General features: G+C 69.1%; 23 protein-coding genes. 15 read left to right on the top strand and 8 right to left on the bottom strand.

Annotation, left to right across the window (positions count from 1 at the left end; genetic code table 11):
• From ABE438_RS05160 to ABE438_RS05125, 8 genes are all read left to right on the top strand, one after another.
• Window positions 1–211, top strand: a 211-nt coding sequence (locus tag ABE438_RS05160; protein WP_346501457.1) for a 2-oxo acid dehydrogenase subunit E2, incomplete at its 5' end; no start/stop codon positions are given.
• Between the two features lie 7 nt (window positions 212–218).
• Window positions 219–911, top strand: coding sequence for an SGNH/GDSL hydrolase family protein (locus ABE438_RS05155; RefSeq protein ID WP_346501456.1), 693 nt, complete (start codon window positions 219–221; stop codon window positions 909–911).
• A gap of 84 nt (window positions 912–995) precedes the next feature.
• The gene (gene lpdA / locus ABE438_RS05150) at window positions 996–2435 is read left to right on the top strand and encodes a dihydrolipoyl dehydrogenase (RefSeq protein WP_346501455.1); all 1440 of its coding nucleotides are present in this window, start codon (window positions 996–998) and stop codon (window positions 2433–2435) included.
• Between the two features lie 95 nt (window positions 2436–2530).
• Window positions 2531–2779 (top strand): GlsB/YeaQ/YmgE family stress response membrane protein, encoded by a 249-nt coding sequence (locus tag ABE438_RS05145; RefSeq protein WP_346501454.1) that lies wholly within the window; start codon window positions 2531–2533, stop codon window positions 2777–2779.
• A gap of 43 nt (window positions 2780–2822) precedes the next feature.
• Entirely contained in the window at window positions 2823–3167 is a 345-nt protein-coding gene (locus ABE438_RS05140) for a GlsB/YeaQ/YmgE family stress response membrane protein (RefSeq protein ID WP_346501453.1), read from the top strand.
• Between the two features lie 79 nt (window positions 3168–3246).
• Window positions 3247–3522: a GlsB/YeaQ/YmgE family stress response membrane protein gene (locus ABE438_RS05135; RefSeq protein WP_346501452.1), complete on the top strand. Its 276-nt coding sequence runs from the start codon at window positions 3247–3249 to the stop codon at window positions 3520–3522.
• 99 nt (window positions 3523–3621) lie between these two features.
• Entirely contained in the window at window positions 3622–4626 is a 1005-nt protein-coding gene (gene lipA, locus ABE438_RS05130; RefSeq protein ID WP_346501451.1) for a lipoyl synthase, read from the top strand.
• A gap of 198 nt (window positions 4627–4824) precedes the next feature.
• Window positions 4825–5301 carry a type II toxin-antitoxin system RatA family toxin gene (locus ABE438_RS05125; RefSeq protein ID WP_346501450.1) on the top strand — a complete coding sequence of 159 codons (477 nt, stop codon included), beginning with the start codon at window positions 4825–4827 and terminating at the stop codon, window positions 5299–5301.
• Here ABE438_RS05125 and ABE438_RS05120 read toward each other — a convergent pair.
• Entirely contained in the window at window positions 5288–5785 is a 498-nt protein-coding gene (locus ABE438_RS05120; protein ID WP_346501449.1) for a CinA family protein, read from the bottom strand. The two genes, ABE438_RS05125 and ABE438_RS05120, sit on opposite strands and share 14 nt — an antisense overlap.
• A gap of 4 nt (window positions 5786–5789) precedes the next feature.
• A complete protein-coding gene (locus tag ABE438_RS05115) occupies window positions 5790–6983 on the bottom strand; it encodes a bifunctional 2-C-methyl-D-erythritol 4-phosphate cytidylyltransferase/2-C-methyl-D-erythritol 2,4-cyclodiphosphate synthase (RefSeq protein WP_346501448.1) in 1194 nt (397 codons plus the stop codon).
• 186 nt (window positions 6984–7169) lie between these two features.
• Between ABE438_RS05115 and dusB the strand changes: the two genes are divergently transcribed.
• The 7 genes from dusB to hflX all read left to right on the top strand — a co-directional run bounded on the left by dusB (window position 7170) and on the right by hflX (window position 16591).
• Complete coding sequence (dusB, locus tag ABE438_RS05110) at window positions 7170–8195, top strand: tRNA dihydrouridine synthase DusB (protein ID WP_346501447.1); 1026 nt, start codon at window positions 7170–7172, stop codon at window positions 8193–8195.
• A gap of 43 nt (window positions 8196–8238) precedes the next feature.
• Window positions 8239–9351, top strand: coding sequence for a two-component system sensor histidine kinase NtrB (locus ABE438_RS05105; RefSeq protein WP_346501474.1), 1113 nt, complete (start codon window positions 8239–8241; stop codon window positions 9349–9351).
• Window positions 9352–9374: 23 nt separating this feature from the next.
• Window positions 9375–10826, top strand: a complete 1452-nt coding sequence (gene ntrC / locus ABE438_RS05100; RefSeq protein ID WP_346501446.1) for a nitrogen regulation protein NR(I) — start codon at window positions 9375–9377, stop codon at window positions 10824–10826.
• A 306-nt stretch (window positions 10827–11132) separates the two neighbouring features.
• Window positions 11133–13382: a sensor histidine kinase NtrY-like gene (locus ABE438_RS05095; RefSeq protein WP_465248557.1), complete on the top strand. Its 2250-nt coding sequence runs from the start codon at window positions 11133–11135 to the stop codon at window positions 13380–13382.
• On the top strand, window positions 13379–14746 hold the full coding sequence (ntrX, locus tag ABE438_RS05090; RefSeq protein ID WP_346501444.1) for a nitrogen assimilation response regulator NtrX: 1368 nt from the start codon (window positions 13379–13381) through the stop codon (window positions 14744–14746). The genes ABE438_RS05095 and ntrX overlap by 4 nt, the downstream gene beginning before the upstream one ends.
• A 196-nt stretch (window positions 14747–14942) precedes the next feature.
• Window positions 14943–15191 carry an RNA chaperone Hfq gene (hfq, locus tag ABE438_RS05085; protein ID WP_346501443.1) on the top strand — a complete coding sequence of 83 codons (249 nt, stop codon included), beginning with the start codon at window positions 14943–14945 and terminating at the stop codon, window positions 15189–15191.
• Window positions 15192–15196: 5 nt separating this feature from the next.
• Window positions 15197–16591 carry a GTPase HflX gene (hflX, locus tag ABE438_RS05080; RefSeq protein WP_465248556.1) on the top strand — a complete coding sequence of 465 codons (1395 nt, stop codon included), beginning with the start codon at window positions 15197–15199 and terminating at the stop codon, window positions 16589–16591.
• A gap of 462 nt (window positions 16592–17053) precedes the next feature.
• On the opposite strand, the gene hspQ is transcribed toward hflX, so the two are convergent.
• From hspQ to ABE438_RS05050, 6 genes are all read right to left on the bottom strand, one after another.
• The gene (gene hspQ / locus ABE438_RS05075; protein ID WP_346501442.1) at window positions 17054–17383 is read right to left on the bottom strand and encodes a heat shock protein HspQ; all 330 of its coding nucleotides are present in this window, start codon (window positions 17381–17383) and stop codon (window positions 17054–17056) included.
• A 125-nt stretch (window positions 17384–17508) separates the two neighbouring features.
• A complete protein-coding gene (locus tag ABE438_RS05070) occupies window positions 17509–18558 on the bottom strand; it encodes an HpcH/HpaI aldolase/citrate lyase family protein (RefSeq protein WP_346501441.1) in 1050 nt (349 codons plus the stop codon).
• Window positions 18559–18748: 190 nt separating this feature from the next.
• Window positions 18749–19846 (bottom strand): DUF2865 domain-containing protein, encoded by a 1098-nt coding sequence (locus ABE438_RS05065; protein WP_346501440.1) that lies wholly within the window; start codon window positions 19844–19846, stop codon window positions 18749–18751.
• A 273-nt stretch (window positions 19847–20119) separates the two neighbouring features.
• Window positions 20120–20533: an MAPEG family protein gene (locus ABE438_RS05060; RefSeq protein ID WP_346501439.1), complete on the bottom strand. Its 414-nt coding sequence runs from the start codon at window positions 20531–20533 to the stop codon at window positions 20120–20122.
• 20 nt (window positions 20534–20553) lie between these two features.
• Window positions 20554–22047, bottom strand: a complete 1494-nt coding sequence (guaB, locus tag ABE438_RS05055; protein ID WP_346501438.1) for an IMP dehydrogenase — start codon at window positions 22045–22047, stop codon at window positions 20554–20556.
• 182 nt (window positions 22048–22229) lie between these two features.
• Window positions 22230–22559 carry a hypothetical protein gene (locus tag ABE438_RS05050; RefSeq protein WP_346501437.1) on the bottom strand — a complete coding sequence of 110 codons (330 nt, stop codon included), beginning with the start codon at window positions 22557–22559 and terminating at the stop codon, window positions 22230–22232.
• Between the last annotated feature and the right edge of the window lie 191 nt (window positions 22560–22750).

The following is a 22750-nucleotide window of genomic DNA, read 5'->3' as shown; positions in this document are numbered from 1 at the left end:
CGCGGCGATCGTGAACCCGCCGCACGCCACGATCCTGGCGGTCGGGGCCGGCGAGCAGCGCCCGGTGGTCAAGGGCGGCCAGCTCGCCATCGCCACGGTGATGTCGGTGACGCTCTCCACCGACCACCGCGCCGTCGACGGCGCGCTCGGCGCCGAACTCCTCGCCGCCTTCAAGGGCTATATCGAAAAGCCCATGGCCATGCTGGTGTGAGGGTTCCATGACCCGTCAGGCGCGCATCCTCGCCTTCGGCGACTCCCTGACCTGGGGTCGCATCGCCAACAGGCCGCATCGGCATGGCGACGATGTGCGCTGGCCGCGGGTTCTGGAGGCGGCGCTCGGCGGACGGGCGACCGTGATCGAGGAGGGGCTGAACGGCCGGCGCATCGCGCTGGAAGACCCGTTGCGGCCCTATCGCTCCGGCATGTCGCTGCTGCCGCTCTTCCTCGAATGCCATGCGCCGCTCGATCTGGTGATCCTGCTGCTCGGCACGAACGACTGCCAGCGCCAGCATTCGCTTGCCGCCTATGACGTGGCGCGCTCGATGCGCATGCTGGCCCAGGTCGCGCAGCGCCCGCCGGTGGAGCCCGGCATGCCGGTGCCGCAGGTGCTGATCGTTTCGCCGCCGGTGGTGCGCATGCCCGACGATCCGGACCACGAGGCGACCTTGTTCATGGAGGGCGCGCCCGAGAAGACGGCACAGCTCGCCGGTTTCTACCGGCGCATTGCCGAGGAGATCGGCGTCGCCTTCTTCGACGCGGCCTCGGTCGCGACGGTGACCGGCGCCGACGGCATCCATCTCGACGCGCCGAACACCCGTGCGATCGGCCAGGCCCTGGCGCCGCTGGTCGCGGAGATCCTGGAACTGCCGGTTCCCGCCGGCGGCCCTCCCTTGCGGATCGCCGGTCCCTGACCGGCCTTCCATCGAAACCGGGGCCTTTGCCCCGAACCGTCAACACCGCCGATCGACGAGGCGGGCAGACCCGAGGCGTTCGCCATGAGTGACTACGACATCATCGTGATCGGCTCCGGTCCCGGGGGCTATATCGCGGCGATCCGTGCCGCGCAGCTCGGGTTCCGGACGGCGATCGTCGAGCGGGAGCATCTCGCCGGCATCTGCTCGAACTGGGGCTGCATCCCGACCAAGGCGCTGCTGCGCTCGGCCGAGATCCTGCATTACGGCCAGCACGCTAAGGATTACGGCCTGACGCTGGAAGGCACGTTCAAGGCCGATCTGGAGGCCGTGGTGAAGCGCTCGCGCGGGATCGCCGCGCGGATGAACAACGGCGTCCAGTTCCTGATGAAGAAGAACAAGGTCGACGTGATCTGGGGCGAGGCCAAGCTGACGAAGCCCGGCACGGTCGTCGTCGCGCCGACCAAGAAGCCGGCGATGCAGCCGCAGGTGCCGCCGCCGAAGAACGCTAAGGGCGAGGGCACCTACACCGCCGACCACGTCATCGTCGCGACCGGCGCCCGCCCGCGCGTTCTGCCCGGGCTGGAGCCTGACGGCAAGCTGATCTGGACCTATTTCGAGGCGCTTGTCCCACCGAAGATGCCGAAGTCGCTGCTGGTCATGGGCTCGGGCGCCATCGGGATCGAATTCGCCTCCTTCTACCGCACGCTCGGCGCCGAGGTGACGGTGGTCGAGGTCATGCCGCAGGTCGTGCCGGTCGAGGACGCCGAGATCGGCGCCTTCGCCCGCAAGGCTTTCGAGAAGCAGGGGATCAAGATCCTGACCTCGACCAAGGTCACCAAGGTCGAGAAGGGCACCGATTCCGTCACCGCCCATATCGAGGACGAGAAGGGCGGCAAGCAGACGATCACGGCCGAGCGGATGATCTCCGCCGTCGGCGTCGTCGCGAATGTCGAAAATCTCGGGCTGGAAGCGCTCGGCGTGAAGTTGGAGCGCGGCTGCATCGCCATCGACGGGCTCTGCCGCACCAATGTGAAGGGCGTCTACGCCATCGGCGACGTCGCCGGACCGCCGATGCTGGCCCACAAGGCCGAGCACGAGGCGGTGATCTGCGTCGAGGCGATCAAGGGCCTGCATCCGCACCCGATGGAAAAGGCGATGATCCCGGGCTGCACCTATTGCCACCCGCAGATCGCCAGCGTCGGCCTGACCGAGGCCAAGGCCAAGGAAGCCGGGCACGAGCTCAAGGTCGGCCGCTTCAACTTCGTCGCCAACGGCAAGGCCGTGGCGCTCGGCGAGGATTCCGGCCTGGTGAAGACCGTGTTCGACGCCAAGACCGGCAAGCTGCTCGGCGCGCATATGGTCGGCCCGGAAGTGACCGAGCTGATCCAGGGCTTCGTTGTGGCGATGAACCTCGAGACCACCGAGGAAGAGCTGATGCACACCATCTTCCCGCATCCGACCCTGTCGGAGACGATGAAGGAGGCCGTGCTCGACGCCTATGGCAAGGTGTTGAACGCCTGAGAAGCAGGGAGGCGGCCTGTCGGAACGGGCCGCCATTTCCTTCTTCCGCACGTTGAGTTCATGATCGTCGCGTCGTCGCCGTCTGGAGGCTCATCATGGATATGCGTGCAATCCTCGTCGCAATCGCCATCGGTGCGGTGGCGGGCTGGCTCGCCAGCATCGTCGTCGGTGGCGGCGGCCTCGTCCGCTACATCATCACCGGCCTGATCGGCGCCTTCGTCGGCAGCTTCCTGCTCGCGGCGGCCGGCATCAATCTCGGCATTTCCAACCCGCTCGTCTCGCAGATCGTCACCGCGACCATCGGCGCGATCGTGGTGGTGCTGCTGGCGCGGCTGATCGCCTGACGGAGCGCTCGCAATCGGCGGCCGGACGGGCCATATCCGGCCGATGACGCGCGCCCGCAAACCCCGAAGCCCCCGCAAGCCCGACCGCATCGTGCCCGACGAGCAGGTGGAGATCCTGCCGCCGGCGCGCAGCTTCGCGCCGGACTGGCCGCGCCTGCTGCCGCCGGTCGCCTTCGGCACCGCCGCGGGCTTCCTGGCGAGCTTCGTCGTGGGCGGCGGCGGGCTGTTGCGTCATGCCGTCGTCGGGCTGCTCGGCATGCTGGTGGGGCAGGGCATCGTTGGCGTCACCGGCTGGCGCGCCTCCACCGGCTACCGTTTCCTGGATTCGATGGCGATGGCGGTGATCGGCGCGGTCGTCGTAGTACTGCTGGCGCGCTTCATCGCCTGAGGGAACCGGTTTCGACCCGGCGCGTTGTCGGGCTGGCGGGCCGTCTTTGCCCGCCGTGAACGGCAGGGGCAAGCATTCCATGGACAACCAGATCGTCGCCGCGCTCGGCACGCCGGGCTACGGCTTCTTCATGACGCTGCTGATCGGCGTGCTCGCCGGCTGGATCGCCGAACGGGTGACCTCCTCTGATCACGGGCTCTTCACCAACATGCTGGTCGGCGTCGCCGGCTCCTTCATCGGCAGCCGCCTGGCCGAGCTGCTGGAGATCCCGATCTTCGGCTTCTGGCGCACGCTCACCGCCGCGATCGCCGGCGCCTGCCTGCTAATTGTGATCTGGCGCGCCGCGCGCAGCTGACGATGCGGCGCCGCTGCGGGTTGCCCGGGCGCGGCTTCGGCATTAGCTAGGACGGACTGGGCCGCCGCCCGTCGGCGGCCATCACCAATGGACCCGCCCATGGCCGTCGTCCTCGACTTGCTTAACCGCGATCCGCGCCCCAACGCCGGCAACCCTAAGGCCGAGCCCCGGCCCGCGCCGGAACTGCGCCATCCCGAGAAGCAGAAGCGCCCGGAGAACCCGGTCCTGCGCAAGCCGGACTGGATCCGTGTCAAGGCGCCGGGCTCGCAGAAATGGGCCGAGACCCAGAAGATCGTGAAGGCCGAGAAGCTGGTCACGGTCTGCGAGGAGGCGGGCTGCCCGAATATCGGCGAGTGCTGGGAAAAGAAGCACGCCACCTTCATGATCATGGGCGATACCTGCACGCGGGCCTGCGCCTTCTGCAACGTGAAGACCGGCGTGCCGCTGCCGCTCGACCATGAGGAGCCGCGCAAGATCGCCGAGGCGGTCGCCAAGCTCGGCCTGGAACACGTCGTCATCACCTCGGTCGATCGCGACGACCTCAAGGACGGCGGCGCCGAGCATTTCGCCCAGGTGATCCGGGCCATCCGCGCCATGTCGCCCGGCACGACGATCGAGATCCTGACGCCCGACTTCCTGCGCAAGCCCGGCGCGCTCGAGGTCGTGGTCGCGGCCAAGCCCGACGTGTTCAACCACAACCTCGAGACGGTGCCCGGCCGATACCTGACGGTGCGACCCGGCGCGCGCTATTTCCATTCGCTGCGCCTGCTGCAGCAAGTCAAAGAGCTCGACCCGACCATCTTCACCAAGTCCGGCATCATGGTCGGCCTCGGCGAGGAGCGGAACGAGGTGCTCCAGCTGATGGACGATCTGCGCTCGGCCAATGTCGACTTCATGACCATCGGCCAGTACCTCGCGCCCTCGCGCAAGCACCACGCCGTGATCCGATTCGTCACCCCGGACGAGTTCAAGAGCTTCGAGACCATCGCCTATGTGAAGGGCTTCCTGATGGTGTCCTCGACGCCGCTGACTCGCTCCTCGCATCATGCCGGCGAAGACTTCGCCCGGCTGAAGGCGGCGCGGGCCGCGAAGATCGGCGGGTGAGCAGGAGGTTGCAAGCCCCTCGTCATTCCGGGGCCTGCCGCAGGCAGGAGCCCGGAACCCACGACCGGGTGAGACGCTTCGATGGACCGCGATGAAGGGCTCGCCCGGTCGTGGCTTCCGGTTTCGCGCCGAAGGCGCGCCCCGGAATGACACCCATCCGGGCCGCCTGATCAAACGGAACCAGGATCTGCCTTTCGGATGCCGATGTTCAACAGCACCCGCCGGGTGAAGCATACGCCCGCGCAGATGTTCGCGCTGGTCGCGGATGTCGAGACCTATCCGCAGTTCCTGCCGCTCTGCGAGGGGCTCGTCGTGCGCCGCCGCACGCCGCGCGAGGATGGCGGCGAGGTGCTGATCGCCGACATGACGGTCGGCTACAAGGCGATCCGCGAGACCTTCACCAGCCGGGTGACGCTCGATCCGGCCAATCTCAAGATCCTGGTCGAATATGTCGACGGGCCGTTCCGCTATCTCGAGAACCGCTGGACCTTCCGGCCGATCGAGGGCGAGGGCTGCGAGATCGGTTTCTTCATTTCCTACGAGTTCGCCAGCCGCATGCTCGGCATGCTGATGGGCGCGATGTTCGACAAGGCCTTCCGCCGCTTCGCCGAGGCCTTCGAGAAGCGTGCCGACGCGATCTACGGCGCCGGCCGGGCCCCGCTCACGGCAGGGTGAGCGCCGCCTCGCGCAGCAGGTCGAGCGCTTCGAGCACGCTGCGCTCCCGGATCTCGTCGCGCGACAGCGGCCCGAAGCGCCGTTCGCGATGCAGCGTGCCGCCTTCGCCGGCGCAGGCGAAATACACCAGCCCGACCGGCTTGTCCTCGCTGCCGCCGCCGGGGCCGGCGATGCCGGTGATCGAGACCGCCAGCCGGCTGCCGAGCCGGGCGCGCCCGCCCTCGGCCATGGCCCGCGCCACCGGCTCGCTGACCGCGCCATGGGCGGCGATCAGCGCCTGCGGCACGCCGGCAAGCGTGGTCTTGGCCTCGTTCGAATAGGTCACGAGCCCGCCCTGCACCATGCAGGACGAGCCGGCGATCGCCGTCAGCGCGCCGCAGACCAGCCCGCCCGTGCAGGATTCGACGGTGGCGACCGTGACGCCGCGCTCGCGCGAGATGTTGAGCAGTTCGGCGGCGAGGGAGCGGATCGCGAGCGCGGTCATGCGGCTACTCCTGGTCGGGAAGGCGGATCGTCGCGGTGGCCATGGCGGCGAGCCCTTCGCGACGCCCGGTAAAGCCGAGCCGCTCGGAGGTCGTCGCCTTGACGCTGACCTTGGCCTCGCCGACCGCGCAGATCCCGGCGATACGCCGGCGGATCGCCTCGCGATGCGGGCCGACCTTCGGCGTCTCGCAGATGATGGTGAGGTCGAGCAGGTCGATCCGGCCGCCGCGCGCCGCGACCCTTTCGGCCGCATAGGCGAGGAAGCGGTCGGACGAGGCGCCGCGCCATTGCGGATCGCTCGGCGGGAAATGCGTGCCGATATCGCCCTCGGCCAGCGCGCCGAGCAGGGCGTCGGTCAGCGCGTGCAGCCCGACATCGCCGTCGGAATGGGCGAGCACGCCGCGGTCGTGGTCGATGCGGACGCCACCGATCCAGGCATGGTCGCCCTCGGTGAAGGCGTGGACGTCGTAGCCGATGCCGGTGCGCGAGACGAGCGCCATGCCGAGGCTGTTCTCCGCCGCCAGGAAATCGCCCGGATGGGTCAGCTTCAGGTTCATAGGGTCTCCGGCGAAGGTCGCTACCGCATGGCCGGCCCATTCCATGATGGCCGAGTCGTCGGTGAAGCCCGTCTCGCCGGCGACGATCGCCGCTTCATGGGCCGCCAGCAAGGGGGCGAAGGCGAAGACCTGCGGCGTCTGCACCGCGGCCAGCCGGTCGCGCCGCAGCGTGGCGGCAATGGTGCCGCCATCGTCTATCTGCTTGATCGTGTCGGTAACCGCCAGCGTCGGCACCGAGGCGGCGTGGAGGCGCCCGCTCTCGAGGGCGCGTCCGAGCAGATCGGCGGCGAGGAAGGGGCGGGCGGCGTCGTGCACCAGCACCGTGCCGGAGAAGCCGGCGGCCGCCAGCGCCCGCAAGCCGGCATGGACCGAGGCCTGGCGCGTGTTGCCGCCGAGCACGGGCGGCAGCAGCTTGCCGGTGTTCGCGCCGGCGAGGCGGCTCTGCGCGTCGCGATAGAGCGGCTCGTCGCCCGGGCCGGTGACGACGATGACCGGGCCGATCGCCGCCGCATCGAGAAAGGGGCGCAGCGCGCGGCACAGCACCGGCTCGCCGCCGATGGCGCGGTATTGCTTCGGCGTCGCCCCTCCGGCCCGCAATCCGCGGCCGGCGGCGACGATCAGGGCGGCGAAGGCATGTGTCATCGAAAGCCGGCGGTTCCTGCGTCTGGCGCGGTGATAGAGCCAGCGGCGCGGATCGCCAAATAGGCATTCGGCGTAGGGGGGCGCGGGGCCGTGAGAGGCGAGTTCCTGAGCCGGCGCCGCGCATGTTGCGCTGCGGTATTGCTCGGAAATCACTTGCGCAGCGCACCAAATGTCCAATAAATCGGCATGATGGAAAATTCATCAAAGCCGGGTGTGGCCGTGATCGGGATCGGCGGGCTGATTCCCGCCTCGTCCGCGTTTCTCGCGCCGATGTCCGGCATCACCGACGTGGTGATGCGCCGGATCGCCGCGCGCTACGGCGCCGGGCTGGTGGTGTCCGAGATGATCGCCTCCGATGAGTTGGTGCGCGGCAGCGAGGAAGCCCGCCTGCGCGCCGAGGGCAGCGGCGTCGCGCCCCATGTCGTCCAGCTCGCCGGCTGCGAGCCGCGCTGGCTCGCCGAGGCGGCGCAGGTCGCCGAAGGCTCCGGCGCCGACATCGTCGACATCAATATGGGCTGCCCGGCCAAGCGCGTCGTCGGCGGCTGGGCCGGCTCGGCCCTGATGCGCGACCTCGACCACGCGCTCGGCCTGGTCGAGGCGGTGGTCGCCGCGGTCAAGGTGCCGGTGACGGTCAAGATGCGCCTCGGCTGGGACGACGCCAGCCGCAACGCGCCGGAACTCGCGCGCCGCGCGGTCACGGCCGGCGCCGCCGCCATCACCGTGCATGGCCGCACGCGCCAGCAGTTCTACAAGGGCCAGGCCGACTGGGCTGCGATCCGCCCGGTGCGCGAGGCGGGCGATTTCCCGCTGGTCGCGAATGGCGACATCGCGAGCGTCGAGCAGGCGCGTGCCTGCCTCGCCCAGTCGGGCGCCGATTTCGTCATGGTCGGCCGGGCCGCGCTCGGGCGGCCCTGGTTGCCGGGGGCGATCGGCGCGGAACTCGCGGGGCGCGAGCCGCCGCGCGTCGGTCCCGCGGAAATCCACGCGGTCGCCTGCGAGCATTACGAGGGGCTGGTCGGGCTGCTCGGCCGCGAGACCGGCGTCCGCCATGCCCGCAAGCATCTCGCAGCCTATGCCGACGAGGCGCTGTCCGCCGGCTTCGCGCCGGACGAGCGGGCCCGGCGCGAGCTTCTGACCACCGACGACCCGGCGCGCGCGCTCGCCGCGCTGGGCCGGTTGTTCGCGACGGAGCGCCTCGGCGCCGCCGCCTGACTGTACGGAGAGGTTGCGTATGACGATGGCGTTGTTCGGCGATATGGCGGAGAGCGAAGCCTTGCTCGACGCGATCGAGATCCAGACCCTGAACGTGCTGCCCATGCCGGTGCTGGTCATCGGCGAGCGGCAGGGCGTGCTCTACGCCAACACCGCCGCCGAGGATTTCTTCCAGGCGAGCGCGGTGGTGCTCAAGCGCCAGACGCTCGACGATCTGGTCGCCTTCGGCTCGCCGGTGCTCTCGCTGGTCGAGGAGGTGCAGCGGCGCGGCGCCAGCGTCAGCGAGTACCGGCTCGAGCTCGGATCGCCGCGCCTCGGCGGCGAGAGGGTGGTCGACGTCTTCGCCTCTCCACTGCCCGGCCATGGCGAGGCCGTCGTGCTGATGCTGCAGGAACGGACAATTGCCGAAAAAATGGACAGGCAGCTGACGCATCGAGGAGCAGCCCGCTCGATAACCGCGCTCGGCGCGATGCTGGCCCACGAGATCAAGAACCCGCTGTCGGGCATTCGCGGCGCCGCGCAGCTGCTGGAATCATCGGTGCCGGATTCCGACCGGCTACTGACCCAGCTGATCTGCGAGGAGGCCGACCGGATCGTGAAGCTGGTCGAGCGCGTCGAGCTCTTCGGCGACGAAAGGCCGAGCGAACGCGGCCCCGTCAACGTCCACGACGTGCTCGACCATGTGAAGCGGCTGGCCCAGTCCGGCTTCGCCCGGCACATCCGCTTCACCGAGGTCTACGATCCGTCGCTGCCGCCGGTCTCGGGCAATCGCGACCAGCTGGTGCAGGTGCTGCTCAACCTGGTGAAGAACGCGGCCGAAGCGATCGGCTCCGACGCGATCGACGGCGAGATCACCCTGACCACCGCCTACCGCCCCGGAATCCGCATGCAGGCCCCGGGATCGCAGGCGCGGCTGGCCCTGCCGCTGGAAATCGGCATCCGCGACAACGGCCCCGGCGTGCCGCCCGACCTGCAGGCGCACCTCTTCGACCCCTTCGTGACGACCAAGGCGCAGGGCAGTGGCCTTGGACTTGCACTCGTCGCCAAGGTGGTCGGCGATCACGGTGGAATCGTCGAATGCGATTCCGTCCCGCGGCGCACGACATTTCGAATCCGATTGCCCCTGCACGAGGCGCGCGAGCGCCGGCAGGGGTGACATAGAGCGAGACGCGAAGCGGCATGCCTACGGGAAACATTCTCATCGCAGACGACGATGCGGCCATCCGCACGGTCCTCAACCAGGCGCTCGCCCGCGCCGGCTACGAGGTCCGCACGACGGGGCAGGCCGCAACCCTCTGGACCTGGGCGGCGCAGGGCCTTGGCGACCTGATCATCACCGACGTGGTGATGCCCGATGGTAACGCCTTCGACCTGCTGCCCCGCATCAAGCGGGTCCGCCCCGAGCTGCCGATCATCGTCATGAGCGCGCAGAACACCTTCATGACCGCGATCAAGGCCTCCGAGCGCGGCGCCTACGAGTACCTGCCCAAGCCGTTCGACCTAAAGGAGCTGGTGGCCATCGTCGGCCGGGCCCTGTCGCGGCCGCGCGGCGACGCCGCCCGCAACCCGATCGCCGAGCAGGAGGACATCCCGCTGATCGGCCGCTCGCCGGCCATGCAGGACGTCTACCGCGCCCTGGCCCGCCTGATGCCGATCGACCTCACCGTGATGATCAACGGCGAGTCGGGCACCGGCAAGGAGCTGGTGGCGCGCGCGCTCCATGATTACGGCAAGCGCCGCAATGGCCCCTTCGTCGCAATCAACATGGCGGCGATCCCCAAGGACCTGATCGAGTCCGAGCTGTTCGGCCACGAGAAGGGCGCCTTCACCGGCGCGCTGACCCGCTCCTCCGGCCGCTTCGAGCAGGCCGAGGGCGGCACGCTCTTCCTCGACGAGATCGGCGACATGCCGATGGAGGCGCAGACCCGCCTGCTGCGCGTGCTGCAGCAGGGCGAGTACACCACGGTCGGTGGTCGCACCCCTATCAAGACCCATGTCCGCATCGTCGCAGCCACCAACAAGGACCTGCGCATCTCGATCGCGCACGGCCTGTTCCGCGAGGACCTGTTCTTCCGCCTGAACGTCGTGCCGATCCGCCTGCCGCCCCTGCGCGAGCGGGTGGAGGACATTCCCGATCTGGTCCGGCATTTCTTCTCGCTGGTCGAGAAGGAAGGCCTGCCGCGCAAGCAGATCGATTCGGAAGCGATGGACGTCATGCGGCGCTATCGCTGGCCGGGCAATGTCCGCGAGCTCGAGAACCTGGTGCGCCGCCTCGCCGCGCTCTATCCCCAGGAAACCATCACGGCCCCGATCGTCGAGGCCGAGTTGCAGCCGGCCTCCGCCGCCCAGTCGACCCCCGGCACGGCTGCGGCGCCCGACCGCTCGGAGACTCTCTCTGCCGCTGTCGAGCGCCATCTCGGCCAGTATTTCGGCGGTTTCGGCGACCAGGTGCCGCCGCCCGGGCTCTATCATCGCATCCTGCGCGAGGTGGAGCCGCCGCTGATCGCCGCCGCCCTGGCGGCGACGCGCGGCAATCAGATCCGCGCGGCCGAGCTGCTCGGGCTCAACCGCAACACGCTGCGCAAGAAGATCCGCGAGCTCGACATGCAGGTGGTCCGCTCGCCGCGCTAGTAGCTGGCGCTGACCGGGCGGCGGATTGGCGTGCGTCGGCAGGGACTTGCGCCGCCAGCCACGCCCGTCGATGCCGCTCGCCCCAGTGGCGATGCGTGCCCCTGCGCCGGTTCAGGCTTCGCCCGCGCAGGGCAGGGGCGGCGGTCCCGGCGGCGGTTCCTCTCCCCGCCTTGCCCGTGTCATATTTTGACAACACCGTTGCTTCGGCGCATCACGGCGCGGCGCAGGCTCGCCTTTTGCGGTCCGCGCGCCCTGATGCAACGGAGCAGCGTTCCCGCCTTGTCTAGTTCGATCGGCGATCTGCGCATGACGCCACGCCAGCAGGATGCGCCGAGGCGCGCCTCCGGCTGGTTCGGCGCGCTCGTTGTCGTCTTCGCCCTGGTTTCCGCGCTGGCGACCTTCGTCGTGATGTCGGGCGCGACTCCGATCGCACCGGTCCACGAAGTGGTCGTCGGCCTGTTCGTCCTGAACGCGGCGCTGATTCTCGTCCTGCTCGTCGTCGTCGCGGTCGAGGCGGCGGTGCTGATCCGCGCCCGGCGCGCCGGCGTGGCCGGCGCCGGCCTGCATGTCAGGATCGTCAGCCTGTTCAGCATTGTCGCCGCGTTGCCGGCGATGCTGGTCGCGATCGTGGCCACCGTGACGCTGGAACGCGGCCTCGAGCCCTGGTTCTCCGACCGGATGCGCGATGCGGTCTTCAAGTCCGTAGAGGTCGCCGATGCCTATGCCGCGAGCCAGTGCCGCTCGCTCGGCCGCGAGATCCGCCTGCTGACCGACGATCTCGGCCGCGCCAAACCGGCCTATGACGCCGACCGCCGCTGGTTCGAGAGCTTCCTGACCGCGCGCGCCACCGCGCTCGGCCTGCCTGTGGTCTGGCTGATGAAATCGCCCGACACCGTGCTGATGCGCGCCAATATCGACGTGCTGCGCGACGCGCCCAAGCCGGACGCGGCCGCTTTCGAGGACGCGCAGTCCTCGCCGGAGCCGATCTGCGTGGTGCCGTCCACCGGACGCGTCTTCGGGGCGCTGGTCAAGCTCCAGACCTTCGACGACACCTTCCTCTACGTGGCTCGCGAGGTCGATCCGCTGGCGGTGGAGTTCCCGGCGCTCGCCCGCGGCGCGGCAGTGGAATATCTCGGCATCGATGCGCGCCGGAAGGGCGTGCAGATCGCCTTCGCCGCGATGTACGGGCTGATCTCGGTCATCCTGCTGCTCTCGGCGATCTGGCTCGGCCTCAACTTCGCCAACGGCCTCGTCGCGCCGATCCGCCGGATGATCCACGCCACGGACCAGGTCTCCAGCGGCAATTTCTACGTCCAGGTGCCGATCCGACGATCGGAGGGCGACCTGGCCCATCTCGGCGAGACCTTCAACAAGATGACGGCGGAGCTGCGCCGCCAGCGCGACGGGCTGGTGACCGCAAGCGAGGTGCTCGACCGGCGCCGGCGCTTCACCGAGACCGTGCTGGCCGGCGTCTCCTCCGGCGTGCTCAGCCTCGACGAGGACGGCCACATCACCATCAGCAACCGCTCGGCCGAGGCGCTGCTCGGCACCGGCGAGCGCCTGCTGGGCGAGCCGATCGCGCGCGTCGCGCCCGAGATAGCCGCTTTCGTCTCCGAGGCGATGAGCAGCCGCCAGCGCCAGATTTCCGGGCAGGTCGCCATCAGCCGCGGCGGGCGCGACCGCATGGTCAACATCCGCGCCGCCCGCGAGAGCGAGGGCGCCGGCGCAGGGCTGGTGGTCACCCTCGACGACATCAGCGATCTCGTCTCGGCGCAGCGCACCGCGGCCTGGGCCGACGTCGCCCGCCGCATCGCCCATGAGATCAAGAACCCGCTGACGCCGATCCAGCTCTCGGCCGAGCGCATCCGCCGCAAGTTCGGCAAGGTCATCGTCGACGACAGGGAGATCTTCGACCAGTGCACGGCGACGATCGTCCGGCAGGTCGACGACATCCGCCGCATGGTCGACGAGTTCTCCTCCTTCGCCCGCATGCCGAAGCCCTCGCCGGCGCAGGAGGACATCGTCGAGACGGTCCGCCAGATCGTCTTCCTGATGCGGGTCGGCAGCCCCGAGATCGCGCTCACCGACAATCTGCCGGGCGAGCCGGTGATGGCGCGCTTCGACCGCCGCCTGATCTCGCAGGCGCTGACCAACGTCATCAAGAACGCGACGGAGGCGGTCGAGGCCGTGCCGGCCGACATCCGCGGCAAGGGCCGCATCGATATCGCCTTCGCGCGGCACGAGGATGGCCGGATCCTCATCGACATCCTCGACAACGGCAAGGGCCTGCCGGCCGACCAGCGCCAGAAGCTGCTGGAGCCCTATATGACGACGCGCGAGGGCGGCACCGGGCTCGGCCTCGCTATCGTCGGCAAGATCCTCGAGGACCATGGCGGCGGCATCGAGCTGCTCGACCGGCCCGATGGCGAGCGCGGCGCTCTGGTCAGGCTATGGTTCATCGAGACCGGGCCGCCTGAAGCCGGCGAAGACGCATCAGATTCGAGCAAGGCGACGGCGGAGACCGTCGCGGGACAGATGAGCGGGACGAAGGCATGAGTGCTGATATTCTCGTCGTCGACGACGAGACCGACATTCGCGAACTGGTTGCCGGTTTGCTGGAGGACGAGGGGTATCGCACCCGCAAGGCGGCCTCCGCCGACGAGGCGCTGGCAGCGATCGCCGCCCGGCGGCCGAACCTCGTCTTCCTCGACATCTGGCTGCAGGGCAGCCGGCTGGACGGGCTGCAGGTGCTGGAGCTGATCAAGGAGAGCCATCCCGACCTCGCTGTCGTGATGATCTCCGGCCACGGCAACATCGAGACGGCGGTCTCGGCGATCAAGAACGGCGCCTACGACTTCATCGAGAAGCCGTTCAAGGCCGACCGGCTGGTGCTCGTCGCCGAGCGCGCGCTGGAGGCCTCGCGCCTGCGCCGCGAGGTCCGCGAGCTGAAGACGCGCTCGGTGCAGGCCAGCCGGATCGTCGGGCGCTCCAGCCCGATGAATCAGTTGCGCCAGACGGTCGAGCGGGTGGCACCGACCAATGCCCGCGTGCTGATCACCGGCGAGCCGGGCTGCGGCAAGGAACTGACGGCGCGCACCCTGCACGAGGCCTCCAGCCGCTCGTCCGGCCCGTTCGTGGTGATCAACGCCGCGACGATCACGCCCGAGACGATGGAGGAGGAGCTCTTCGGCATCGAGGGCGGCGATGGCCGCTCCCGGCGCGTCGGCGCGCTCGAGGAGGCCCATGGCGGCACCCTCTACATCGACGAGATCGGCGACATGCCGCGCGAGACGCAGAACCGCATCCTGCGCGTGCTGGTCGACCAGAACTTCCAGCGTGTCGGTGGCGCGACGCGCGTGCATGTCGACGTGCGCATCATCTCCTCCAGCAGCCGCGATCTCGCGCGACTGATCGCGGAGGGACATCTGCGCGAGGACCTCTATCACCGCCTCGGGGTGGTGCCGGTGCGGGTGCCGGCCCTGTCGGAGCGCCGTGAGGACGTGCCGGAGCTGATCGAGTTCTTCATGGAGCAAATCTCGGTGGCGACCGGCCTGCCCAAACGCCGGATCGGCGGCGACGCGATGGCGGTGCTGCAGTCGCACGAATGGCCGGGCAATGTCCGCGAGCTGCGCAACAACGTCGAGCGGCTGATGATCCTGACCAAGGGCGATCCCAACGCCGAGATCACGATCGACATGCTGCCGGCCGAGGTCGGCGCCATGGTGCCGACGACGCCGTCCGGCTCCGGCGGAGAGAAGCTGATGAGCCTACCGCTGCGCGAGGCGCGCGAGATATTCGAGCGCGAATACCTGATCGCGCAGATCGCGCGCTTCTCGGGCAATATCTCGCGCACCGCCGAGTTCATCGGCATGGAGCGCTCGGCGCTGCACCGGAAGCTGAAATCGCTCGGCGTCGGCTGATCCGGCCGCGCGCAATGCACTGGGCGCAGGGCGGCAGGCGCAAATTCACGCCGCGCCGCCCTTGCGCCTTTTCATCGGCCCACGATTTAATGGGCCGTCGGAGTTCCGAAACTGGAGCGATTGTCGCCGAAGTCGAACGGAACGCTCTGGATCGCATGCGCAAGCCGACTTGCGATCCCAACAACAGGGGCTAACCATGGCCGCAGAACGCGCACAGAACCTTCAGGACACCTTCCTCAACCATGTCCGGAAGCAGAAGATCCCCCTCACCATCTTCCTCGTGAACGGCGTCAAGCTGCAGGGCGTCGTCACCTGGTTCGACAATTTCTGCGTCCTGCTGCGTCGCGACGGGCATTCGCAGCTGGTCTACAAGCACGCCATCTCGACCATCATGCCGGGCCACCCGGTGCAGTTGTTCGAGTCCGAGGACACGGACAAGGCTTGAGCACCGTGGCCGGCCGGGCCGGACCGGGCGGGGGCGGATCCGTCGGCATCGCCATCGATGCCGCGGAACACGCCGTCGCGTCCGGGACGCGCGCCTTCGTCGTCGGGCCCTATCTGACCCGCCGCGCGGCGGGGCGGCTCGATGGCGGCGACGACAACCAGCGCAGCCCCGAAGCCCGTCTAGACGAGGCGGCGGGGCTGGCGGGTGCCATCGACCTGCAACTGGTCGAGGCCGTCCCGGTGACGCTGACGGCGCTGCGCCCCTCGACCTATCTCGGCAAGGGCAAGGTCGACGAGCTCGTGAAGCGCATCGAGGACGAGGAGATCGGCCTCGTCGTGATGGATTGCGCGCTCTCGCCGGTCCAGCAGCGCAACCTCGAAAAGGCCTTCGGCTGCAAGGTGATCGACCGCACCGGCCTGATCCTCGAGATCTTCGGCCGGCGCGCCCGCACCCGCGAGGGCACGCTGCAGGTCGAACTCGCACATCTGAACTACCAGAAGAGCCGGCTCGTGCGCTCCTGGACCCATCTCGAGCGCCAGCGCGGCGGCTTCGGCTTCCTCGGCGGCCCGGGCGAGACCCAGATCGAGGCCGACCGGCGCATCATCCAGGAGCGGATGACCAAGATCGAGCGCGAGCTCGAGGGCGTGAAGCGCACGCGCTCGCTGCATCGCGCCAGCCGCAAGCGCGTGCCCTATCCGATCGTCGCGCTGGTCGGCTACACCAATGCCGGCAAGTCGACCCTGTTCAACCGGCTGACCTCGGCCGAGGTGCTGGCGCAGGACATGCTGTTCGCCACCCTCGATCCGACCGCGCGCGCGCTGAAGCTGCCGCACGGCGCCAAGATCCTGCTCTCAGACACGGTCGGCTTCATCTCCGACCTGCCGACGCAGCTCGTAGCCGCCTTCCGCGCCACGCTGGAAGACGCGATCGAGGCCGACGTGCTGCTGCATGTGCGCGACGTGTCGCACGAGGATACGCAGGCGCAGGCGGCGGACGTCCACGCCATCCTGCGCGATCTCGGCGTCGACCCGGAGGACGGACAGCGCGTCATCGAGGTCTGGAACAAGGCCGACCTGCTCGATCCTGCCGAGCGCGACCGCCAGGCCTCGCTGGCCGGGCTGCGGCCGGAGGCGCAGCGCCCGGTGCTGGTCTCAGCGCTGACCGGGGAGGGGATGGCCGCCCTGACGCAGGCGATCGAAAGCCGAATCGCCCGCACGCGCCCCATCTACCGCCTCGCTTTGCCGCCGGGCGACGGCAAGTCGCTCGCCTGGCTGCATGCCAATGGCGAGATCCTCGAGCGCGAGGATGCGGAGGACGGCGCGCTCAGCCTGATCGTGCGCCTGCCGCCGGAGCGAGAAGGCGCCTTCACCGCAAGCTTCCCCGACGCCGAGCGCGCCTGACACGGGGGGGGGGCGGCGTGTGTATGGGGCGATACGCATCGTGTCGCGCCGCCGCCCTGCCGAGGCGCTCAGGGGGCGGCAGCTGCCCCTGCGCCTCGCATTCTCCGGCGCCAACCGCCGTCATTCCGGGGCTTCGCGCAGCGAAGAGCCCGGAACCCATGACCACGGCATGGTTCAAGCGATGTCTGCGTGAGAGGTGGTCTGCGTCTTCGGGCCGGTTCGCCCGAGGCACAGGGGGGGCGGGGCGCCGCGAAAGCGGGCAGGGCGCCGTAAGCGCTGTCGTGCCCATCGGCGCGCGTCATGGTCATGGGTTCCGGGCTCGCCGCTTCGCGGCGCCCCGGAATGATGCGGTGGGAACGGCTTGCGTGACGTGACACCACCGCGGCGCGACACCAGCGCTGGTAGAGGGAAGAGGGCTTTGCTGAGCGCCCCCGCTCCCTCAGCCTGAACGCCCCCGCTCCCTCAGTTCAGCTCGGTCTTGTCCATGCGGTACTTGCCCTTGCGATCGCGGCGGAAGAATTCGCGCGCCTGCGGGTGGCGGACCGGGGGGCCGCCCTCGTCGTCGACGAGGTTCTGCTCCGAGACATAGGCGACGTACTCCGTCTCCTCGTTCTCGGCGAAGAGGTGGTAGAAGGGCTGGTCCTTGGACGGGCGCTGATCCTCGGGAATCGCCTGCCACCATTCGTCAGAGTTCGCGAAGACCGGGTCGACATCGAAAATCACGCCCCGGAACGGGTAGATGCGATGACGAACCACCTGGCCGATGCGAAACTTCGCCGTTCTTGATTCCATTGACCTTCGTTCTGTTTCCGCTGCCGGCTCGCCCTGACCGGTCTTATCGACGTTCGTCGCTTGGCTCTACCTAGGTTTACGACGCAATTGCGTCAATGTTGCGCGGCGGCGGCGCGACCTCACGTTCAGTCACCATATTGTGCGGCGAGATCGGGGTCGCGGGCCGCGACCTGATCGGCGAGGTCGACGATGACCTTCGCCTGCTTCCAGGTCGCGTCGTCCTGCATCTTGCCGTCGATCATCACCGCGCCGGTGCCGTCCGGCATCGCCGCGACGATGCGGCGGGCGAAGGCCACCTCAGCCGGGTCCGGGCTGAAGACGCGCTTGGCGATCGCGATCTGCGACGGATGCAGCGTCCAGGCACCGGCGCAACCGAGCAGGAATGCGTTTCGGAACTGTGCCTCGCAGGCCGCCGCGTCCGAGAAGTCGCCGAACGGGCCGTAGAACGCCTTGAGCCCGGCCGAGGCGCAGGCATCGACCATCTTCGCCAGCGTATAGTGCCAGAGGTCCTGCTGGGCGACGGCGCGGGCGGCGCCGTCCGCTGTCGGGTCGGCGATGACCTTGTAGTCCGGGTGCCCGCCGCCGACGCGCGTCGTCTTCATCGCCCGCGAGGCGGCGAGATCGGCCGGACCGAGGCTCATGCCGTGCATGCGCGGCGAGGCGGTGGCGATCGCGTCCACATTCTTCACGCCCTCGGCCGTCTCGAGGATGGCGTGGATCAGCACGGGGCGGCGCAGCGCATGGCGGGCTTCGTACTGCGCCAGCAGCTGGTCGACATAGTGGATGTCCCACGGCCCCTCGACCTTGGGGACCATGATAACGTCGAGCTTGCCGCCGACCTCGCCCATGATCGCCGCGATGTCGTCGAGGAACCAGGGCGAGTTCAGCGCATTCACCCGGGTCCACAGGCCGGTCGTGCCAAAATCCGTCGCCTTGGCGAGCGCGACGAAGCCGTCGCGCGCCGCCTCCTTGGCGTCGGCGGGGATCGCGTCCTCCAGATTGCCCAGGACGATGTCGACCTGCCCGGCGAGCTCGGGAACCTTGGCGCGGACCTTCTCCAGGTGAGGGGGGACGAAATGGATCATCCGCTCCAGCCGCTGGGGCAGTTCGCGCAGCGGCTCGGGAGCGCCGATGGCGAGCGGCCGGAAGAACTGGCGCGGCGTCTTGGTCGTCATCGTCGTCTCCATGGTGCAGCGCGACAAATGTGCCGGAGCCGGCGCCCGCCGTCCATGCCGCTTTCGGCGTGGCTGAAAAGGATGAAGGGGAAATATTCCTATAGTGCGGCGTAGGTATTTTGTCCTATGAATGAATTCCGTTCGGCGGATGCCGGATGTCGTCGCGTGATCAGCGTGCCCTTAGCCGGCGTCAGCGGATGGCTGAGGGACTGTCGAGGACGATGCGGCGCGGCTCGCCCGTGCGGCCGCGCGGATCGATGCCGCCGCGCAGGACGATCGCGTCGCTGGCGACGACGAGGGGAGCATCGGCCAGGGCCGCCTCCCGGACGCGCATGCCGCGCTTGAAGCTGCGCAGCTCCGCCTCGCGCTGCGAGACACCGACCTTGCTGTCGATCGCGGTGCGCTGTGCGGCGGTGAGCTGGCGCGAGGCGCGGAAGTCGCCGAAATCGGCCATGTCGCGCGGTCGCCCGGCGGCGCCGTGATAGGTGCGCACCCGCCCGTCGAGCACGATGCTGTCGCCGGCGCGCAGGGTGACGTCGCGCAGGAGCAGGCTGCGATAGCCGCTCGCCGTCGCCATGGCCGGCCGGCAGGCCGGGTCGGCGCTGCTCTGGTAGGCATAGGCCATCGGCAGAGAGCCATAGGTCTTGCCCTCGCGCGAGACCGCGCCATCGATGGTCGCGGCGCCGGCCGGCACGCGGAACACCTTGACCGGCACGCCGGGATTGGCGGCCTGGCACAGCGCCTCATGTGCCGAGAGGTCGGCCATGCTGCGCAGGTGCCCGAGCGGCGAATGATAGCCGTCGCACATCCGCACGCAGATCGTCCGCGCCGAGCTCGCCGCGCCCGAGACCGTGTCGTAGCGCATCGCCACGCGGCGCGGCCGGGCCTCGGTCGTCTCGATCGATCGGGCCGGCTGGCGCGTCCGGCGGAAGGGATTCAGCTCGATGCGCGGCTGGGGCAGGGTGCCGTCGGCGCGCGAGCGATAGAGCGGCATCGCCCAGGAGCGCTGCGCGCGCGGCGCCGGGGCATAGGCATAGATCGGCTGGGCGGCCTCGCGCAGCGCGCGGCGATTGGCGGCTTCCTCGAGATGGAAGGCGCGGATGCCGGCATCGTCGCCGGCCTGGACCAGAGAGATCGTCAGCGTGGCGCCGCCGGCACCGAGCGCCAGGCCGAGCCCCGTCAACGCCGCCAGGCGCAGCCCGCTCCGGCGCGCACCGCTGGCGTACCCCTCCGCATCGGGGGCGGTGAAGGCCGTAACCGGGGAAGCGACGCAACGAACTCGAAACACGCGAGGACTCCATGCCGCACGGCGCCTGTCGCACCGACGGATCGACCGTTAAGATTTTATTAGTCTTCCTGCGTGAGGGCGGGCAACGGCAATCGCCTGCGATCCTTAACGGACGCGGCGCCCACCCTGCGAAGCCGCTTCGCCACGAGGTCGTCTGACCGGACGACAATCAGCCCCGCCGGGTTGCGACGGGGCTGAACGGATAGGCGGCATTTTAGCGATCCGGGGCGAGCCGGCCGGCGTGCTTAACGGGATGACACCGCGGCGGCCGGGTCAGACGAGGGTCAGCACCACGCCGAGCCACATCAGCAGCAGGCAGAGGACGCCGATGCCAAAGGCGGAGCCGCGATAGGGCAGGCGGTTGGGGCCGATATGGATCAGCGTATGCACGACGCGGCTGGCGACATAGGCCCAGGCGAGCGCTGTCATCACATAGCCCGTGGCGCCGACATGCGTCGCGATCAGCACCAGCACGAAGAACAGGACCGGCGTCTCGAACTGATTGGTGAAGTTGGCCGCGGCCTGCCTGGCCGCGACCGGGTAGGCCTCGGTCGAGACCGCGACGTCCTTGTAGCGGACCTCGCGGTTCACGAAGGCGTCCTTGCGGCGCAGGAACATGATGGTCAGCACGACGAAGCTCCAGAAGATCTGGGCCAGCGCCGGGTAGATGAGCTTGAGCGTCGTCATGCTGGCCTCTGTCTCTGCGGTCAGGAGCGGGTCGGGTAGTTCGGGCTCTCGCGCACGATCGTCACGTCGTGGACATGGCTCTCACGCAGGCCGGCGCTGGTGATGCGGATGAAGCGGGCCTTGCTGCGGTAATCGGCGAGGTCGCGACCGCCAACATAGCCCATGGCGGCGCGCAGGCCGCCGGCGAGCTGGTGCAGGACGTTGGTAACCGGGCCCTTATAGGCGACCTGGCCCTCGATGCCTTCGGGCACGAGCTTGAGCGTGTCCTTGATGTCCTGCTGGAAGTAGCGGTCGGCCGAGCCGCGCGCCATCGCGCCGACCGAGCCCATGCCGCGATACGCCTTGTACGAGCGGCCCTGGTAGAGGAACGTCTCGCCGGGGGTCTCGTCCGTACCTGCCAGCAGCGAGCCGACCATGGCGCAGGACGCGCCGGCCGCCAGCGCCTTGGCGAGGTCGCCGGAATACTTGATGCCGCCATCGGCGATCACCGGGATGCCGGCCTTATCGGCGGCCGAGGCCGCGTCCATGATGGCGGTGAGCTGCGGCACGCCGACGCCCGCGACGATGCGGGTTGTGCAGATCGAGCCCGGGCCGATGCCGACCTTGACCGCGTCCGCGCCCGCATCGATCAGCGCCTGGGCGCCGCCGGCGGTGGCGACGTTGCCGGCGATGACCTGCACGGTGTTGGAGAGCTTTTTCACCCGCGTCACCGCCTCGAGCACCTTGGCCGAATGGCCGTGGGCGGTGTCGACGACGATGAGGTCGACGCCGGCGTCGATCAGCATCTCGGAGCGCTCGAAGCCCTGTTCGCCCGTGGTGGTCGCGGCGGCGACCAGCAGGCGGCCCTGCGAATCCTTCGCGGCATTCGGATAGGCGACCTGCTTCTCCATATCCTTGACGGTGATCAGGCCGATGCAGCGATAGTGATCGTCGACGACGAGCAGCTTCTCGATGCGGAACTGGTGCAGCAGGCGGCGGGCCTCGTCCTGGCCGACGCCCTCGCGCACCGTGATCAGCCGGTCCTTGGTCATCAGCTCGGAGACGCGCTGCTCGGTGTTGGCGGCGAAGCGCACGTCGCGATTGGTCAGGATGCCGACGAGGCGGCCCTTATGCCCCTGCGGCCCGCGCTCGACCACCGGGATGCCCGAGATGCCGTTGTGCTTCATGATCGCCAGCGCATCGCCCAGCGTCTCGTCGGGGAAGATGGTGATCGGATTGGCGATCATGCCCGACTCGAACTTCTTGACCAGCCGGACCTGCTCGGCCTGCTGGTCGGGATCGAGATTGCGGTGCACCACGCCGAGCCCGCCGGCCTGCGCCATGGCGATCGCCATGCGCGCCTCTGTGACCGTGTCCATCGCCGAGGCGATGATCGGCAGGTTGAGCGAAATGGTCTTGGTCAGCCTGGTCGAGACATCGACATCGGCCGGCATGACCTCGGACGGGCCGGGCTCCAGCAGCACGTCGTCGAAGGTGAGCCCGTCGCGAATGAGACCGTCGATGATCGCTGCCATTGTCAACTCCGAAGGCCGGCCGGACCGGCGTTGAAGGGGGCCGGGCGCTGGAAGCCCGATGCCGAGTTGACGAGGTCCGTTATCACGCGTGCGCGACCCCGGCTAGGGCAGCGCAGCAAAAAACCACTGCAGCAGGCACGCAGATGCTCCGCGTCTGCTGCAGTGCAAAATCGGTTGGCGGCCTATTGCTGATGCGTGGCCTGTCTCTTGCCGGCCTGCGGCAGCACCGGCGCGGCGCTGGGAGCGACCATGAAGCAGCCGCTTTCCATGATCGTCGTGCCGCGGGCATTGGCCAGCTCCTGGCAGTCCTTCTGGCGCGCGCAGTTCATCACGCGCAGCAAATCGCCCGAGCCGGGCGCCTGGACCGGCTGCGAGCAGCCGATTTCCCAGCTCTTCTGCTGGGCCGCCGCCGGCGTCGCGCCGGTGCCGGCCATGAAGGCTGCCGCGAGCAGCCCTGCGGCCAGGACAGGACGTGGGGACATCGGCGCGAAACGGGACAACATGCTGCTCATGGGACACCTCCGGCGGATGCTCCGCCACGCTAGAATTCCGCCCCTCTGCAACCTTTGAGATGGGGACTGGTTTCCCTGCGCGCCATGCCGGCAGCGATGGTCTGCTCTCCTCCCGGCGCACGCCGTGAAACCGGCGGCGCCCGAAGGCGTTGACGCGGCGGGCCCGGTCCTCGCGCCCTCGTGACGCCATG

It is taken from the genome of Allobosea sp. TWI1241 (genome assembly GCF_039673065.1).
GTDB lineage: Bacteria > Pseudomonadota > Alphaproteobacteria > Rhizobiales > Beijerinckiaceae > Allobosea.
Note: the sequence above shows the minus strand (reverse complement) of the source record. Positions and strands in the feature narration are given on the sequence as shown.

Excerpts from the sequence above, each read along its gene's own strand:
- ABE438_RS05155 (WP_346501456.1), top strand. The coding sequence starts at position 219 with ATGACCCGTCAGGCGCGCATCCTCGCCTTCGGCGACTCCCTGACCTGG.
- lpdA (WP_346501455.1), top strand. The coding sequence starts at position 996 with ATGAGTGACTACGACATCATCGTGATCGGCTCCGGTCCCGGGGGCTAT.
- ABE438_RS05145 (WP_346501454.1), top strand. The coding sequence starts at position 2,531 with ATGGATATGCGTGCAATCCTCGTCGCAATCGCCATCGGTGCGGTGGCG.
- ABE438_RS05140 (WP_346501453.1), top strand. The coding sequence starts at position 2,823 with ATGACGCGCGCCCGCAAACCCCGAAGCCCCCGCAAGCCCGACCGCATC.
- ABE438_RS05135 (WP_346501452.1), top strand. The coding sequence starts at position 3,247 with ATGGACAACCAGATCGTCGCCGCGCTCGGCACGCCGGGCTACGGCTTC.
- lipA (WP_346501451.1), top strand. The coding sequence starts at position 3,622 with ATGGCCGTCGTCCTCGACTTGCTTAACCGCGATCCGCGCCCCAACGCC.
- ABE438_RS05125 (WP_346501450.1), top strand. The coding sequence starts at position 4,825 with ATGCCGATGTTCAACAGCACCCGCCGGGTGAAGCATACGCCCGCGCAG.
- ABE438_RS05120 (WP_346501449.1), bottom strand. The coding sequence starts at position 5,785 with ATGACCGCGCTCGCGATCCGCTCCCTCGCCGCCGAACTGCTCAACATC.
- ABE438_RS05115 (WP_346501448.1), bottom strand. The coding sequence starts at position 6,983 with ATGACACATGCCTTCGCCGCCCTGATCGTCGCCGCCGGCCGCGGATTG.
- dusB (WP_346501447.1), top strand. The coding sequence starts at position 7,170 with ATGATGGAAAATTCATCAAAGCCGGGTGTGGCCGTGATCGGGATCGGC.
- ABE438_RS05105 (WP_346501474.1), top strand. The coding sequence starts at position 8,239 with ATGGCGGAGAGCGAAGCCTTGCTCGACGCGATCGAGATCCAGACCCTG.
- ntrC (WP_346501446.1), top strand. The coding sequence starts at position 9,375 with ATGCCTACGGGAAACATTCTCATCGCAGACGACGATGCGGCCATCCGC.
- ABE438_RS05095 (WP_465248557.1), top strand. The coding sequence starts at position 11,133 with ATGACGCCACGCCAGCAGGATGCGCCGAGGCGCGCCTCCGGCTGGTTC.
- ntrX (WP_346501444.1), top strand. The coding sequence starts at position 13,379 with ATGAGTGCTGATATTCTCGTCGTCGACGACGAGACCGACATTCGCGAA.
- hfq (WP_346501443.1), top strand. The coding sequence starts at position 14,943 with ATGGCCGCAGAACGCGCACAGAACCTTCAGGACACCTTCCTCAACCAT.
- hspQ (WP_346501442.1), bottom strand. The coding sequence starts at position 17,383 with ATGGAATCAAGAACGGCGAAGTTTCGCATCGGCCAGGTGGTTCGTCAT.
- ABE438_RS05070 (WP_346501441.1), bottom strand. The coding sequence starts at position 18,558 with ATGACGACCAAGACGCCGCGCCAGTTCTTCCGGCCGCTCGCCATCGGC.
- ABE438_RS05060 (WP_346501439.1), bottom strand. The coding sequence starts at position 20,533 with ATGACGACGCTCAAGCTCATCTACCCGGCGCTGGCCCAGATCTTCTGG.
- guaB (WP_346501438.1), bottom strand. The coding sequence starts at position 22,047 with ATGGCAGCGATCATCGACGGTCTCATTCGCGACGGGCTCACCTTCGAC.
- ABE438_RS05050 (WP_346501437.1), bottom strand. The coding sequence starts at position 22,559 with ATGAGCAGCATGTTGTCCCGTTTCGCGCCGATGTCCCCACGTCCTGTC.